The sequence below is a fragment of the Deltaproteobacteria bacterium genome (assembly GCA_016180845.1).
GTDB lineage: Bacteria > UBA10199 > UBA10199 > JACPAL01 > JACPAL01 > JACPAK01.
The window spans coordinates 657,223-672,699 of record JACPAK010000001.1 but is presented as its reverse complement, the minus strand read 5'-3'; the positions used below and the strand labels follow the sequence as shown (position 1 = coordinate 672,699).

Sequence of the window (15,477 nt, the reverse complement as noted above, 5' to 3'; positions counted from 1 at the left end):
AATTAGGCAGAATTTGCAAAAAGCGAAAGGCCAAGAAAGGCGACCGCGAGCCCGACCACAACGCCGCTCCCTCGAGGCGCCCTGGAAAGTAGCGCATTTAAACCATGCAAATAATGGCAGACTGCCGGTAACGCCCGTTGACTTGTCATGAACGCCTCAGAGGCTATCCCGATCCTTGAGTGAGAGAGTACGACGAGTTCAGCAAGACCATCTCTCAAGGCATCTGTCGCAGCCACTGTCGGTCGTCGCGTATACGTAGCAAGAGCCCCCTGAACTCTGTCTATTGTTGTCGTCTGCAATGAATGGTCAGCTCCGAAGGCAATGGCCTGGGCAGACCCAGGCAATTCAGACAAAACCCTACCGATCTCTGCCTCATGCGCACTAAGATCCGCAAGATAGCGGGTCAACGAATCTCTCCTCCCCTCCATGAGGCGATGAAATGCTGTCGGATTCGTGTCCCTCAAGATCTCTATCGGATGACATGTTGTGATGCCGGCCCCAAGATCCAGATCGGGGGCCACTAAGGGACAGGCCGGTGTGACGGATACCAATTCGACAAGGCGATGAAAATAAGCGAGTCCTCTCGCCGGAGAAAACCGACTAAGTCGTCCAGAAGCAGGACCTCCTTCGGTGTAAAGTCGAACCCCCTCCAGATAGAGAGCCACCACCTCATCAGGATTTCTCCCCAATACCAAGGCCCTTTCAGCAATGGAACTGCGAACCGTCGTGTCAACCGTCACCATCCTTAATGATTCACGTAATTCTCTCGCGGTTCTCACCCTATGACTGCCTTGATGCCGTATGAAGGCGCATCTCGCTTGAAATCGACTCTCGGCCCATCTCTGCGTATCTGCTTGAAGCAGGTCGGCGGTCTCGCTCGCCTCCAAACCTCTCGACCCAAGGACGAGACGTCTCTGGTGATCTAAGCCTCGCTCCAAAAATGTGAGGACTACCCCCTCATTCCCATCAAGGACTTGTCGGAAGTCACTCAAGCTTGGACGAAGAAGCGAAAAAGGATGAGACTCACGAGAGGCAAGGGTCAATCCACCACTGTAACTGGCAAAGGGGGATCGAGGTGCCCGCCAGACCTCGAGGATGTACGATATCAGATCAGTTTGAGTAGCCGAATCGACCACCAAATCTCCTTATTTACGTAAAACAAAGCTCAGTCTGATTTTCGTTAATTCCCTGAAAAGGTTGTGGGTTTTTAATGCCTACCGCCAGGCAGATCCCTGAGACAAGCCCTCCCACCACCCCTCCCCGTATCCCAAGACTCCTCGGATTCCTTTCAAGGAACTGGGCCATGCCACGGAAATAAAACACCACCGCCTCGGCATGAGAGCGGGCAAAAAGGATCGCCTGATTCGCCAAGTTCGTCCGCGGGGTTCCGATCATCGTCGCCCGAGCTAAATTCGCTCTGAGGGCACGTTCATAAACCGGACCTGAATTTTGTTCGAGGGCACTCACTGTCGTAGAGAGGTCACGACGAACGATTCCCAGTAATCGTGCCTCCCCTTCGGCAATCGTCCGATAGCAAGAACCTGTCGCCCCCCTTAAGCTCTCTGCCAATTGTGCATCATGAAATTCAGAGGCCTCTGCAAAGGCACGAATCGGTTCGAGACGACCAACGAGTGAAAAACCCCTCTCGCGAGCATCGTCACCTAAAAGATGAATCGGATGCCCCCTTCTGAAACCAGAAAGAGAAAATGGAGAAGAGGGGGTCGCAAAAGGGCTTACAGGACCTTTCGACTGATCCAGGACATAGGGATAAAGGACATCGGCCCCTCTCATCAGCAAGGGGTCTGCTATCGTCATTTCAGAAGGCGGTTGTAAGAAATAAACCGCTTGCGCATAACGCATCACGGTATGCCCGGGACTCACCCCAAAAAGGAGCGCCTCCTCAGCGACATGGGATCGGACGGCAACCGCCTGTGTCAGAGAGAGAAGCGCCGCACGCACCCTGACATAATTTTCCGGAGAACACCTAGAAGTGTAGGTCTCCCAACCCCTTAAGCAATGTCGATAAAGAGAATCGACCTCCGCCGCATCGTGCCACAGGAAATCTCCAAACGCGGTTCGTGGATGACGCGCGACGGTAAACGAAGAGCCTGAGAAATACCCCCTCAATCTCGTCAAGAACGAGTCAATCACTCCACGATTTTGATCGAGTGGTCTGTGGGGCGCCCCTACGCCATCTCTGAGACTCCAGGCGGGATGGTCAAACTCAGGAGAAGAGACAACGATCCCGTTATTCGGTCTTGCAAACGGAGACTCGGGGGCCTCGTAGGCACCCAGGACACAGGCATGCAGGCGATCATCCAGGTCCTGATCAAAAGCTAATGGAAATCCCGCCATGCCAAGATTATCGCTTACGAATCAGAAACGTTGTGGGGCATCAAGTCCCCGACTTTTCTGAAATTCTTTGACAAGGAAATAGAGGGCACCGCCAACAACTGCTGCCGAGGCGAGGAGGCCTATGGAAAAGAGTGCCAGTCTTTGATGATAAAGACGGATCCGGGCCCTCCCCAGTTCATGGGCCAAAAGATCGACCTCCGGGATCATCCGGCTCACCCCATCGACATGAGCGGCAAAGACGGTACCAAAACCTTCTATGGCGGCAAGTGTCGGGACAAGTCCCGTTACTTCCCTGAAACAGTCGACGAATGTCGGGAAGCTGAGGTATTGGAAATGCCCCTTAATCCCCTTGAAACGTGCAAAAAATGGCTCTGTTCTTCCTCGAAAAAATTTTCGGGAATCCTGAAGCTGCGCCGTCAGCAGATCATACCTTTTCTGGAGGAGCCAAAGGTATCGGTAACTCGACATCACATTTGGGGGAAATACCAAACGTTCAAGGGAGGACCGCATCGCTGGATCCCAAACATATCGGTTCACCACCTCGAGATGAATGTTCCATCCTGCCGAAGGGATGAAGGCAGACTCTGTCCGAGAGGCCTCGAAGAACCGTTCAGCCAGAGTCGTTGCCTGTCGTCGGTAACGTCGGAGTGACGTCAGAACACTCTGGGCATACTGAAGCGATTCATCAAGCTCCGATCCCCGAATGAGAAAATCCAAATGCATCTCCTTGCCTTTCGGGGGAAAATTCCATAAGTTGTCGAAAATTTTAAGGATGTCATCCAAGCGTCTCAAACTTTATCAAATGCTCACCGTCAAAGAAGGGTATGCCAAAAGCTTTGATGGGACCGAGATCTATTTTCACTCAATCGGCGAGGGAAAGATCCCGATCATCTGTTGCAACGGTCTCGCCGTGTCGACCTTCTTCTGGATCTATCTCGAGCAGCATTTCAAAAACCGTTTTCAGGTAGTCACGTGGGACTACCGTGGCCATGGCAGGTCCTCTCTAAAAAAGAATCCGAAAAATTATACCCTGCCTGCCCTGACACAGGACCTCCTGGCGGTCCTGAAGGCGCTCAAGATCAAAAAGGGGGTCTTCGTCGGTCACAGCATGGGGACGCAACTCATCCTCGAATTCTACAGGCGGTATCCGAAGTATGTCTCCGCGATTGTCTCGTGCTTAGGATACTACGGCCATCCGATGGACTATTTTTTCAACATCAGCATCTCGCCGCTTATTTTTCGACTCATCTACTTTCTCGGCACATCGTTTCCAAAACAGGCAAACCTGATCAGCAAACTCTTCCTGCTCTGGAACCCACTTGCCTCCTGGATGGGGGGGATTTTAAAAGTCATGAATACCGGGATGATTAGTCGAGAGGACATGAATCGCTACATCAATCATGTCACATCAGTCGAACCACTCCTCTTCTCGACCCTCTTGAAGAGCTCTCAGGAGAATAGCGCCGAGGATCTCTTGCAGAAAATCAAGGTCCCGACGCTGATTATCGCCGGTGAGGATGATCAGTTCACACCCGCCTGGATTTCCAAAAAAATGCACCGCCTGATCCCAAAATCCGAGATCCTCAATATCCACCGTGGCACGCATGCCAGCCTCGTCGAGCAGCCTGATGTGATTGATCTCCGGATTGAAAAGTTTCTAAAAGAGAGGCTTTGCCTCTAAAATCTCACCGCGATTCCCACTTCCGCTTGAGGGATTGTCCAATCAAAATAAACGTCGGTCACATCGGCACCATGTGTCTCAACACCAACACCTAAACCTCCCGAGACAACGAAATCGACAGAGAACGTTGCTTTCTTAGGATCTGGAGGGACAAGGAGAACAACCGCCCCTAGCGTCACATCTCCGGCGACATAAGCGACATCTTCTTGTTCATCGGTACCAAACTTAGTGGCAAGACCTCCAACAATCATGAGCCTCTCCCCAACCCTCGTCGAAGCACCTGTTGAATCAAGAGTCACCTGCCGAATATCCCTTTCTTCTGATTCCTGGTAAGCAATACCCGTTCGACCCCAACCCCATCGTATACGAGCAAACCGTGGCTCTCCGCTATACATCCCATTTCCTTGATATTGAGAATAGAAGGCACCGTTCCAAAAATCGACCACCCCACCATAAAGCACTCCGCGGGTCCCTTGAGACACTCTACCAGAAAGACCAAATCCTCCCCCATTTTGAGAAATGACAGTTTCCATTTTGGAATCGGGAAGTTCTGCTTGTACCTCTTCTGCGGTGTGCCCCGGTTCATAAACTGCTGTTTGACTGCTTCTGCCTTCAACCTGAGTTGGTCCGCCCATAAATCGTCCTCCTGCAGTCAATTATCGTGTCTCTTTAGAAAAGGTTGCCCACGAACAAAGGCAGGGCTTCTCGAAAGTTTCTGACACCCTTCCCGAAATAGTACCGATAATCAGTCTGTTATGGTCGCACCGGTTACAGTATTCGGGTTTGGCACCCGATGGGATGAAAAAAGGGATCTCCCAATTCACGCTAATCCTGCCCCTGATCCAAACCGTTCCTCTTTTCAAAATGTCGTCTTGGCAGGGACCCTTATTGGCGTAACATGCCTCGTGGTAGCAAGTGCCGTCGCATCGAGAAAACCACCGCTGAAATCTCTTATCAATGAGCTTACAAATCGTCTTTTCCCGATTGGCCCACAGAGAGAGTGGCTGCTGAGAGGATGGCCGCATGAACATGTCTATCTCCCGCACCTCCCCTCTCTCCCCCCGAATCTGGTGCACCTGGCCACCTCAGAAAATCCGAGAGTTCGACATGGAATTGAGCAATTAGGAACCGAATGGTACCGCGCACTCGAACATCGTTATGGGTCTTCACTGAATATGGTTCTTGCTGCCGAAAGAAATCCTGAGATCCATGATGCGTTGCTGCCAGAAATTGAAAGGGATAAGGAATTGCTGGAAAAGTTGATCGCCCTCTATCGGGAGCTAAAAAAGAATCGGGTCTATTTTTCGGACATGCCCCAACAAGATCTCGACGACGCGATAGAACTCCTAAGCTCAATCACTTCGTAAACGCCAAAAAGATCGTCTGATCATCCCGCTTAATATGCAGCCGAACGATCTTGCCAGTGATGATCTTCTCCGCCTCTTTTCGGAAATCACCGATCTTCGCAACTTTCACATTATTGATCGCCAGCAGGATATCACCGCGATGACAACCGGCGAATTCCGCGGCACTCCCAGGTTCCACACCAATAATCAGGATCCCCTGTTTGACACCGACCTCGTTCATCTCCTCAGGGGTCATATCACGGACCATAAGCCCAAGCTCGTTTGACTTGACGGCCGATGTCTCCGCCGCCTTTTCCCCCTGCTCCATCTCTCCCAGTTTCACGACGAGATTTTTCTCCTTCCCCTCCCGCAGGACCGTTATCGTGATCTCCTTCCCGACCGGCATGCGGGCCACCAGTGCCGGAAGCTCGTGTGAATCCTTGATCTCCTTGCCGTCCAGCTTCGATACAATATCACCGGGTTGAAAACCGGCCTTGTCGGCTGGACTGTTCGGAAAGACATTCGAGACGAGTCCCCCCTTCATCTCCTTGAGACCAAAAGACTCCGCGAGCTCCGGGGTGATCTCCTGAATACCAACCCCAAGCCAGGCACGAGTGACTTTCCCCGATTTGATCAATTGGGGGACAAGATCCCTGGCCATATTGATCGGAATTGCAAAACCGATCCCCTGCCCTGCCGCAACAATTGCTGTATTGACCCCCACAACCTTTCCCTCGAGATTAAAAAGCGGTCCGCCGGAGTTCCCCGGATTAATCGAGGCGTCGGTTTGGATAAAATCATCGTAGGGACCTGCCCCGATGATACGCCCCTTCGCAGAGACAATTCCGGCAGTCACTGTATGATCAAGACCGAATGGATTCCCTACCGCGAGGACCCATTCCCCAACATTGAGGGCGTTCGAGTCTCCAAGGATCGCCATCGGCAGATTTTTTGCCTCGATCTTGATCACGGCAAGATCGGTCTTCGGATCGGTCCCGATCAACTTCGCATCAAATTTTCTCTTGTCTGTTAATTGGACCTGAATTTCATCGGCCCCCTCAACGACATGATTGTTGGTAATAATATGCCCCTCACTATCGATAATAAACCCAGAACCAAGACTCCTCTGAGGTCTTTCTGAAGGCCCTCCCTGGAAAAAACGATCGAAGAATTCATCAAAGGGATCCCCAGGTCCAAAGGGAGACCTTCCCCCGCCCGGATAAGGGGGGCGTTTGATTGTCTTCGTCGTACTGATGTTGACAACTGCTGGACTCACCTGTTTCGCGAGATCGACAAAGGAGGGGAATTTCTGCTCGCCCCCAAAAAAGGCGGCTGGTTTTACAGGGGCAATCAGCTCAACAGTCCCTGCATGATTCACTAAATCCAATCGAGCGGTTATTAAAATTCCGGTCAAAACACCGAGGAGGGCGATTAAAACCGCCCCTCCGATTATCTGTTTTCTAAACTTCATGAGCCAGATCCCCTTCGCTTAAAAAGATTTAATAAATTTACGGAGATAAATAATCATTACAACCCCTCATGTCAAGAATTGCCCCCCCTTGACAGCTCTCCTTAATAACCTTAAATTTTCGGGTAAAGGAATTCCTTATGAGTCACTTACCGGTCCCACAGGGATCATTAGCTGCCTATCTTGCTGAAATTAATCGATTCCCTCTCTTGTCCGCAGGAGAAGAGCGGGAGCTGGCGACCAAGTACCAAGATCATCATGATGTGGAAGCGGCCCACAAACTGGTCACCTCGAATCTCAGATTTGTCGTTAAAATTGCGTATGAATACTCTGGTTATGGCGTCCGCCTTTCTGATTTGATTCAAGAGGGGAATATTGGACTCATGCATGCCGTTAAAAAATACGATCCGAGGAAAGGGTTTCGACTCATCTCATACGCCGTCTGGTGGATCCGGGCCTACATTCAGAATTTTATTCTAAAAACCTGGAGTCTCGTGAAGATCGGGACGACACAGGCCCAGCGGAAACTTTTCTACAAACTTCGGAAGGCAAAAACGAAGATGGCGAGCTATTTCCCCGGTCTCGAAAATCTCAATGATGAGGCGTGTGAACAACTCGCAAAAACCCTGGATGTCAAAAGCAATGATGTCATCGAGATGGAGGCGCGTTTGCGGGCTCGGGATGCCTCACTGGACCAACCAATCGGTAAGGATGGAAGTGCCACACGCCTCGACTTCGTAGCGACAGAGGCGAATCAGGAAGATCAATTGGTTCGGGCAGAAGAAAGCGCGCTTGTTAAATCCTCTGTCCAAAAGGCCTTGACCACTCTTTCCGATCGAGAACGCTTCATTGTTGAAAACCGGCTCATGTCGGATGAACCGATCACGCTCCAGGAGGTCGGTGATCGCTATAAGATCTCGCGAGAGCGGGCGCGTCAAATCGAAGAAGCGGCTCTGAAAAAGATCAAGAATGCGCTCGGCCCGCGTCTTCGTTCCCTCACACCGGTCGGTTGCTAGATTAATTTTCCTGCCCCTCTGAAATTCTATTGAGACAGCGCTCCCATCGGGTGTATGGAAGCAGGTGGGAATGGGGGTTTACACAAAATACGGACCTGATCCGACAGAAAATCCTCCCACTGGAGATGCAGCCTGGATCAAAGATGATTGGCTCGAAGAGACACACCGAAGATTAAATCCAGAAACACGCCGGGCGATACTAGCAGAAAACCCGTTTGCCTTCCTGGATCAAGATGGGGACGGATATGCCGAGGTTTCGAAGGTATTCTGGGAAAAATTCTCGGCAAAATTTCCCGGGCAACCATTTCCACTGGCAACCTACTTTACGGAACCTCAGGAATGTAGCAAAGAGAAAAGGGACCAAAAAAACCGACTTGCGAGACTCCCCACACCGCTTCGAAGGGCAACTCGCAATCATAATTTTCTGAGGGCACGATCCTTTTTTACCAAAGAAGCCAAAAAATCGGATAACCCATTGCAAGCACTTCAACCACTCCTCTCAAAACACCTCAAGGCAACTGCCTTTCATATGGGGGGCAATGTCGACGAATCGGTTCATTTGAGAGACCAATCAGGTTTTTCAGTCCGTTATGACGGCCGACTCCGATTTGATTGTGTCCTTTTTGCTGAATTGGCCCGTTCCGATTTTCGTGACATCTTAGGCATCAAGGCAACCTATGTCCTTCTGGACTCATCCCAGCCCTTGGATCATGTAATCGTGATCCTCAGTGATGAGCTCCATAAGGGGCGGTTTATCCTCGTCTCGGACGATAAAGCAACCTATATTGAATCCAGTAACATTTGGGAAGAGGTCAAAAAACGCTTTCCGGGTTATAGCGGCTATTATAAAGGACCAACGGTCACTGGGCTCGACGAACGGAAATCTCCATTGTAATCTCCTCTTGTGCTATCGAACCGATCAATTTTATTACTTTTAGCGTTAGTAACTTTTCTTAAAATAGGATCAGATAGCCCGATGCCTGAAAAAAAACAAAACCACCTCGGCCAAGAAAAGAGCCCGTACCTTCTTCAGCACAAGGACAACCCGGTCCACTGGTATGCGTGGGGTGATGAAGCTTTTGCTGCCGCACGCGCAGAGAACAAACCGATCTTCCTCTCGATCGGCTACTCCACCTGCTACTGGTGCCACATGATGGAGAAGGACTCATTTGAAAAACAAGAGGTCGCCGATCTGCTGAATCAATATTTTATCTCGATCAAGGTCGATCGCGAGGAACACCCGGATGTCGATCAAATCTATATGGATGCGGTGGTTGGGATGACAGGGCGCGGCGGCTGGCCAATGTCGGTCTTTCTGACCCCGGATCTGAAACCATTTTTTGGTGGGACATTTTTCTGGAAAGACCAGTTCATGGAGCTGTTGAATCGAATCCACTCAACCTGGTCTCAAGAACCCAAAAAAATCTTTGGGGCGGCCGAAGAAATCATGCGATTTCTCGAGGAGAAAAATCAGGCGGGACTCCCCGGTCAGGTCAATCTCGACCTCTTGAAGTCGGCCTTTCACCAATTCGAACAGAGTTTTGATGAGACTCACGGTGGGTTTGGGATGGCCCCGAAGTTTCCCCCCAGCATGGGAATCTCGCTTCTCTTGAGAATCCACCGACGGACGGGGAACCAACAGGCGCTGCAGATGGCGACGAAAACCCTTGATGCGATGGCCCATAGCGGAATTTACGACAAGATCGGGGGTGGCTTTCATCGCTATGCGACGCGTGAGGACTGGAATGAACCTCACTACGAAAAAATGCTCTATGATAATGCGCTCCTGACCACCACTTATCTGGAGGGGTATCAGGTTACCCAAAATAAACTCTATTCGGAAATTGTCGGACAGACCCTCGATTATGTCCTGAGAGAGATGACCGATCCGGAAGGGGGATTTTATTCGGCGCAAGATGCCGGAGAGGTTGGCAAGGAGGGGGAATATTATCATCTGAACAAAGAAGAGCGGGCGAAGCATGAACCGCCACACAAAGACGACAAGATCCTCACCTCCTGGAACGGCCTCATGATCGCCGCGATGGCGAAGGGGTATCAGGCGTTGGGGGATGAGAAGTATCTCAAGGCGGCACAAAAGGCAGCCCGCTTTATTGAAAAAAATCTCTACAAGAATAGAGAGCTCCTTCGGCGTTATCGAGAGGGTGAAGCAAAATTAAAAGGAACCCTCGAGGATTACGCCTTCCTGATCCATGGCCTCTTGGCCCTTTACGAATCCGATTTTGATCCAAAATGGCTTCAGTGGGCAAAAGAACTTCAATCTCAACAAGACAAACTTCTCTGGGATGACAAGGATGGGGGCTACTTCATGATACCGGAAGGGACCGAGCTGATCGTCCGGAAAAAGGAATTTCATGACGGGGCGATTCCGTCTGGAAACTCGATTGCAGCGCTCAACCTGCTTCGACTCCACGATCTCCTCCTGGAGCAGGACTACCGTAAAAAAGCCGACGCGCTCTTCAGCGCCGCCTTGTCACCACTCTCCCAATACCCGGCGGGACATGGGCAACTCTTGCAGGCGCTCGACTATCGACTCGATCGATCCAAGGAGATTGCAGTTATTGGGGAAAAAGGAGATCCCCGATTGGACGAGATTCGACGCTATCTTCATCAAACGTTTCTTCCAAATGCAGTCTACGCGATGGGCGATGCAGGGTTACCCCTCCTGGAAGGTAAAACGATGATCGATGGCAAAACCACCGTTTACGTCTGTGAAGGCTTTACCTGTAAGAAACCAACGACTGATCTTGAAGAGGCGAAAAGGCTGATCGAGGGATTTGAGAAATATGGTCTCTAAAAGGACTCCCTAAATTTCTTCTTTACTCCCCTCTTGCCCCTCCCTACAATCCAGCCCGATGAAAAAGAAATCGATTCTTCTGATCGTCATGATCATCGCGGCCTGCACGAAACCACCAATGCTCTCGACCGCTAAAAATGCTCAAGAGGCCTACACGGAGTGTCATGAATATACGGAGGCCAACAGCTATGAAAAGGCGAACCAATGCTTCGAGCTCCTGAAGAGCCGATTTGCCGGGACGACAGAGGCGATCGAGGCGGAGATCGAGATCGCGGATAACTATTTCAGGCAAAAAGACTACCTCGTCGCCGCTGAAGCATATAAAGGTTTTGCGAAACTCCATCCCGCTTATAATAAGATCGATTACGTTTATTACCGAACAGGGCAAAGCTATCTGAAGGAAAGCCCGAAGTCGATCGACCGCGACCAACAATATCTCGACGACGCGATCCATTATTTTACGCTTACGATGAATGACCCGGCGAGCGAACACCGCGAGATCGCGCGGGAGAAATGGATCGAATCAAGAAAACGTCTCGCCGCCCGCTCTTTTTACATCGGCCGGCATTATTTCCGCTCTGAGGAGTACAAGGCGGCGATTCCGAGGTTCGAAGAGGTAGTTCGTCAGTATCCTTATCTCGGTTTTGATGAAGAGGCGCTGTATCTCCTCGGCCGCTCTTATCTGAAGCTCGGGAATAAGGAAAAATGTCAGGAGATCTTACTGGTTTTTGAGCAACATTATCCGAAAAGCAGATTTCGAAAGAAATTGGCAAGGAGGCTTTCATGAACGACCTGAAACAACTCGTCAGCTCTGGCCGAAGGTACTTCGAGAGCAAGAACTACATGAAGGCAGAACAATACTTCCTCAGGGCGCTCAAGGGGGGCGCCCGTTATGCCGATGTCCTGAATATGCTTGGTGTCATCTATCACCAGGATGGAAAATTCAACAATGCGATTAGTTGTTTCCGTGAGGCGGTCCGGATCAACCCAGGCTACATCGAGGCGAACCTTAACCTCGCCGTCCTCTTGAATGATCTTGGCGAGTATAAAGAAGCCAAATCGCTCTATCAAAAACTGGGGGGCGATACGAAATCGCAATCGATGAATTCCGTCATGAGGGGAAAGATCGCGAATATGCATGCCGCGATTGCCGACACCTATTCCGGAATCGGCAAACTTCAAGAGGCGATCGACGAATATAAAAAAGCGCTCGAGCTCTGTCCCACCTACAAGGATATCCAAACGAAGTTGGCGATTTGTTACAGGGAAAATAACCAGAAGGAGCTGGCCTTAAAGGAGCTGAAACAAGCGATCAAGTCTCACCCCGACTATCTTCCCGCCAAGATCCAACTGGGCCTTACCTACTTCTCAAAAGGAGAGATCAAGAAGGCAGCCTTTGAATGGGAGGGGGTCTTGAAGAAGGACAAGGAGAACAGCGCGGCGAAGATGTATCTGAGGATTTGTTCAAAAGAGGCAGCTGCTTAAATTGAGTCTAAAAGCCTTTTAACGACTTCATCCCATTTGTCTTTAGGAATCGCTCCCTGCGCCATATCGGGACGGCCGCCGCCGGAACCACCGACGCCCCCGGCAATCTCTTTCAAGAGTTTTCCGGCATCAAGACGACCGGTCAGATCCTTTGAGACACGCAGGATGACCGAGATCCTTTCCCCCTCGACTCCGCCGAGGAGAGCAACTCCTGACCCCAACTTCTGGATTTTTTGGTCGGACAGATCCCGTAACCCCTTCGCATCGATTTCTGTCTTGAGGAACATAAGCTTGACCCCTTTGATCTCCTGAATGGTTTCTTCCGCCTCTCCGACAGGCCCCCTCTTCTTCTGATTCTCCAACTCCTTCTCCAGTCGTTTCACCTGATCGACCAATTTTTCGATCTTTTCCGCCAGCTGGGCAGGAGAAACCTTGAGCTTGGTCGCCATCTGAGAAATCTGGTCTTCTAACTGTTGTAATTTTTTTAACGCCTCTTGCCCCACGACCGCCTCCACGCGTCTGATCCCTGCCGCCACAGAGGACTCCCCTGTGACTTTCAGGAGCTTGATTTCACCCGTCTCACTTACATGAGTCCCTCCGCAAAATTCTATGGAAAAATCACCCATACTGATCACACGGACCCGATCACCGTACTTTTCTTCAAAAAAGGCGAGTGCCCCTTTTTTGATCGCCTCGTCATACGGCAGCGTCTCCTGAGCGACCTTCAAATTCTCGACAATCTTTCGATTCACGAGATCCTCGATCTCACGAAGCGAACCCTGAGGAACCGCCTCAAAATGGCTGAAATCAAAACGGAGACGATTCGGAGTCACCAAGGAACCGGCCTGACGGACATGTGCCCCTAGAATCTCGCGAAGGGCAGAATGAAGCAGATGTGTTGCAGAATGATGATGCATCGCCCCCTCGCGATGCTCCCGATTCACAACGAGATTAATCTCGTCCCCTTCTTTCAAAATCCCCTCTTCCAATCGAATTCGATGCAAAATAAGACCTCCTGTCATCTTCTGGGTATTCAAAACAATTCCTTTTAATCCCTTCCCGAGAAAGATCCCCTGATCACCGACCTGCCCTCCCCCCTCTGGATAGAAAGGAGTTTCTATCGTGACCAAATCCGCCTCTTCTCCTCTCGAAACTGTCGAGAGGCGTTTCCCCTCCCTGACGAGGGCAACCACTTGTGACCTCCCCTCGAGCTCCTCGTACCCGATGAAGGCACAAGAGGTCTCTTTGAGAACCTCTTGATAAGAGGCAGCCGGAAGAGATGTCGAACCCTTCCAGGCCTTGCGTCCCCTCTCCCTCTGCCCCTCCATGAGCCGTTCAAAACCGGCCATGTCGATATCGAGCTTGTGTTCCTGGGCAATCAGTTCGGTCAGATCGATCGGAAATCCATAGGTATCGTAAAGTTTGAAGACGACGTCGCCAGACAGGACATGCTCCCGCGTCTTTTTGACCTTCGCGAGTTCTTCTTCAATCATCTGAAGTCCCTTACCCAAGGTTTCCAAAAACTTCTCCTCCTCTGCATGAACGATTCGTTCAATCCCCTTTTGTTCTCTTTCCACTTCAGGATAAGCCCCCTTCATCTCCTCGACAACTTTTGAAACGAACCGATAAAAGAACGGCTTGTCTTGCCCCAGAATCTTCGCATGTCGAATCGCACGTCTCATAATCCGTCGAAGCACGTAACCACGCCCTTCATTCGAGGGATGAACCCCGTCGGCGATCAAAAAGGTAGTCGCGCGGATATGATCGGCCAAGACCCGTATCGAAACATTGACCTCTTCAGACACGCCGTATTTCTTGCCGGAGAAACGGGCGATCTCCTGAATGAGTGGTATAAAAAGATCGCTGTCGTAATTGGAATGCACACCCTGCACCACCGCAGCAAGCCTCTCCAAACCCATGCCGGTATCGATAGAGGGTTTGGGCAAAGGCCTCATTGACCCATCGGCACCCCTTTCATATTGCATGAAGACGAGATTCCAGATCTCCATGAAACGGTCGCATTCGCACCCCACCCCACAGGTCGGCTTGTCACAACCAAATTTCTCTCCATGATCGTAATGAATCTCCGAACAGGGACCGCAAGGCCCCGTCTCCCCCATCGACCAAAAATTATCCTTTTCACCGAATCGCAATATCCTTTTCTTCGGAATCCCCACCTCCTTCTGCCAAAGAGCTTCCGCTTCATCATCCTTCTCATAAACGGTGATCCAGAGCTTCTCTTTGGGGAGTTTCATCACCTCTGTCAGAAATTCCCAGCCATAACGAATCGCCTCTTTTTTGAAATAATCGCCGAATGAAAAATTCCCGAGCATCTCGAAGAAGGTGTGATGACGGGCAGTTCTCCCCACATTTTCCAGATCGTTGTGCTTTCCGGAGACACGAAGACACTTCTGTGACGAGGTGGCGCGTGGGGCCGGAGGAGGTTTCGCCCCTGTAAAATATTCCTTGAACTGAACCATCCCGGCATTCGTAAAATAGAGAGTAGGATCCTCGGCAGGAATCAGCGAAGAACTGCGAACACGAAGATGCCCTTTTCCTTCAAAATATTTTAAAAAATTTTCGCGAATTTCATTGGCAGTAGTTTTGCTCATCTTCTCGCACCAAGGAATCTGCCTCCAAGAAGATTGTAAAGGGCAAAACCAACCAGCTGATTCAACCAAGGAATTAAAAAATAGGGGCCGTAAAAACCTGTCCTTGTAAAATATTTGCCCGCATAATGGATCCCCATTTGATGATTGATAAGCGCCGAACCACCGCTGACGAGTGCAGAGATAAAATAGATCAGATAGCGCTTCACATCATCCTTCTCAATCTCTGGAGAGACAAAGTTGATTCCGAACACCCCTGAAACAACGGGCGTTACTGCCCCCAAAATGACGGAGGACCAGGCGATATACGGTCCTGTCTGAAAAGACCAATCCCTCATATGAGGGAGGAATTTTCGAGTGGCCCATCCCCTTTCTTCACTCCCCAAGGGTGAGGCGGCTACTAAACGGGAAAGTTGCTGAAGACGCTGCGTAAAAATCGGGTATCCCTTGTTCCCCTGATTCCCCCAACGAAGAAGCCCCAGATACCCAAAAAAAGTGGAAAACCAGTTCGCGCTTCCATGACGATATTTCATAAGAAGACGTGATTGCACCACCATCCCACGGAGATTGATCCCGACAACCGGCCCCAAAAAGGAACCGACCGCTGCTGCATACAAGAGGGGGTATTGGATTTTTTGGAGATACTCAGACCACGTCGAACTTGCTGTTTGTCCTCTAACAAGTTGAGTGTGCATGTAGTCG

General features: G+C 50.5%; 14 protein-coding genes. 7 read left to right on the top strand and 7 right to left on the bottom strand.

Annotation, left to right across the window (positions count from 1 at the left end; translation table 11 throughout):
* Nucleotides 1–2 precede the first annotated feature (2 nt).
* From HYT76_03515 to HYT76_03505, 3 genes are read right to left on the bottom strand one after another with little or no spacing between them, the layout of a single operon-like run.
* The gene (locus HYT76_03515; GenBank protein MBI2082617.1) at nucleotides 3–1,136 is read right to left on the bottom strand and encodes a hypothetical protein; all 1,134 of its coding nucleotides are present in this window, start codon (nucleotides 1,134–1,136) and stop codon (nucleotides 3–5) included.
* Between the two features lie 13 nt (nucleotides 1,137–1,149).
* Entirely contained in the window at nucleotides 1,150–2,355 is a 1,206-nt protein-coding gene (locus HYT76_03510; GenBank protein ID MBI2082616.1) for a hypothetical protein, read from the bottom strand.
* A gap of 21 nt (nucleotides 2,356–2,376) precedes the next feature.
* Entirely contained in the window at nucleotides 2,377–3,078 is a 702-nt protein-coding gene (locus HYT76_03505) for a hypothetical protein (protein MBI2082615.1), read from the bottom strand.
* A 49-nt stretch (nucleotides 3,079–3,127) separates the two neighbouring features.
* Here HYT76_03505 and HYT76_03500 point away from each other — a divergent pair, with 49 nt between their 5' ends.
* Nucleotides 3,128–4,036 (top strand): alpha/beta hydrolase, encoded by a 909-nt coding sequence (locus HYT76_03500; GenBank protein MBI2082614.1) that lies wholly within the window; start codon nucleotides 3,128–3,130, stop codon nucleotides 4,034–4,036.
* On the opposite strand, the gene HYT76_03495 is transcribed toward HYT76_03500, so the two are convergent.
* Nucleotides 4,033–4,671: a hypothetical protein gene (locus HYT76_03495; protein ID MBI2082613.1), complete on the bottom strand. Its 639-nt coding sequence runs from the start codon at nucleotides 4,669–4,671 to the stop codon at nucleotides 4,033–4,035. The genes HYT76_03500 and HYT76_03495 overlap by 4 nt on opposite strands.
* 120 nt (nucleotides 4,672–4,791) lie before the next feature.
* Here HYT76_03495 and HYT76_03490 point away from each other — a divergent pair, with 120 nt between their 5' ends.
* Nucleotides 4,792–5,403, top strand: a complete 612-nt coding sequence (locus tag HYT76_03490) for a hypothetical protein (GenBank protein MBI2082612.1) — start codon at nucleotides 4,792–4,794, stop codon at nucleotides 5,401–5,403.
* Here the strand turns inward: HYT76_03490 and HYT76_03485 are convergent.
* The gene (locus tag HYT76_03485) at nucleotides 5,393–6,853 is read right to left on the bottom strand and encodes a DegQ family serine endoprotease (GenBank protein ID MBI2082611.1); all 1,461 of its coding nucleotides are present in this window, start codon (nucleotides 6,851–6,853) and stop codon (nucleotides 5,393–5,395) included. The genes HYT76_03490 and HYT76_03485 overlap by 11 nt on opposite strands.
* A gap of 137 nt (nucleotides 6,854–6,990) precedes the next feature.
* Between HYT76_03485 and rpoH the strand changes: the two genes are divergently transcribed.
* From rpoH to HYT76_03460, 5 genes are all read left to right on the top strand, one after another.
* Nucleotides 6,991–7,866 carry an RNA polymerase sigma factor RpoH gene (gene rpoH, locus HYT76_03480; GenBank protein MBI2082610.1) on the top strand — a complete coding sequence of 292 codons (876 nt, stop codon included), beginning with the start codon at nucleotides 6,991–6,993 and terminating at the stop codon, nucleotides 7,864–7,866.
* Nucleotides 7,867–7,936: 70 nt separating this feature from the next.
* A complete protein-coding gene (locus tag HYT76_03475; GenBank protein ID MBI2082609.1) occupies nucleotides 7,937–8,761 on the top strand; it encodes a hypothetical protein in 825 nt (274 codons plus the stop codon).
* 81 nt (nucleotides 8,762–8,842) lie between these two features.
* Entirely contained in the window at nucleotides 8,843–10,681 is a 1,839-nt protein-coding gene (locus HYT76_03470; GenBank protein MBI2082608.1) for a thioredoxin domain-containing protein, read from the top strand.
* A 58-nt stretch (nucleotides 10,682–10,739) separates the two neighbouring features.
* On the top strand, nucleotides 10,740–11,468 hold the full coding sequence (gene bamD / locus HYT76_03465; GenBank protein ID MBI2082607.1) for an outer membrane protein assembly factor BamD: 729 nt from the start codon (nucleotides 10,740–10,742) through the stop codon (nucleotides 11,466–11,468).
* Nucleotides 11,465–12,166: a tetratricopeptide repeat protein gene (locus tag HYT76_03460; protein MBI2082606.1), complete on the top strand. Its 702-nt coding sequence runs from the start codon at nucleotides 11,465–11,467 to the stop codon at nucleotides 12,164–12,166. Before bamD ends, HYT76_03460 begins: the two co-directional genes overlap by 4 nt.
* Here HYT76_03460 and alaS read toward each other — a convergent pair.
* Both alaS and HYT76_03450 read right to left on the bottom strand, forming a co-directional pair.
* Nucleotides 12,163–14,778: an alanine--tRNA ligase gene (gene alaS, locus HYT76_03455; GenBank protein ID MBI2082605.1), complete on the bottom strand. Its 2,616-nt coding sequence runs from the start codon at nucleotides 14,776–14,778 to the stop codon at nucleotides 12,163–12,165. The two genes, HYT76_03460 and alaS, sit on opposite strands and share 4 nt — an antisense overlap.
* Nucleotides 14,775–15,470, bottom strand: coding sequence for a hypothetical protein (locus tag HYT76_03450; protein ID MBI2082604.1), 696 nt, complete (start codon nucleotides 15,468–15,470; stop codon nucleotides 14,775–14,777). Before HYT76_03450 ends, alaS begins: the two co-directional genes overlap by 4 nt.
* Between the last annotated feature and the right edge of the window lie 7 nt (nucleotides 15,471–15,477).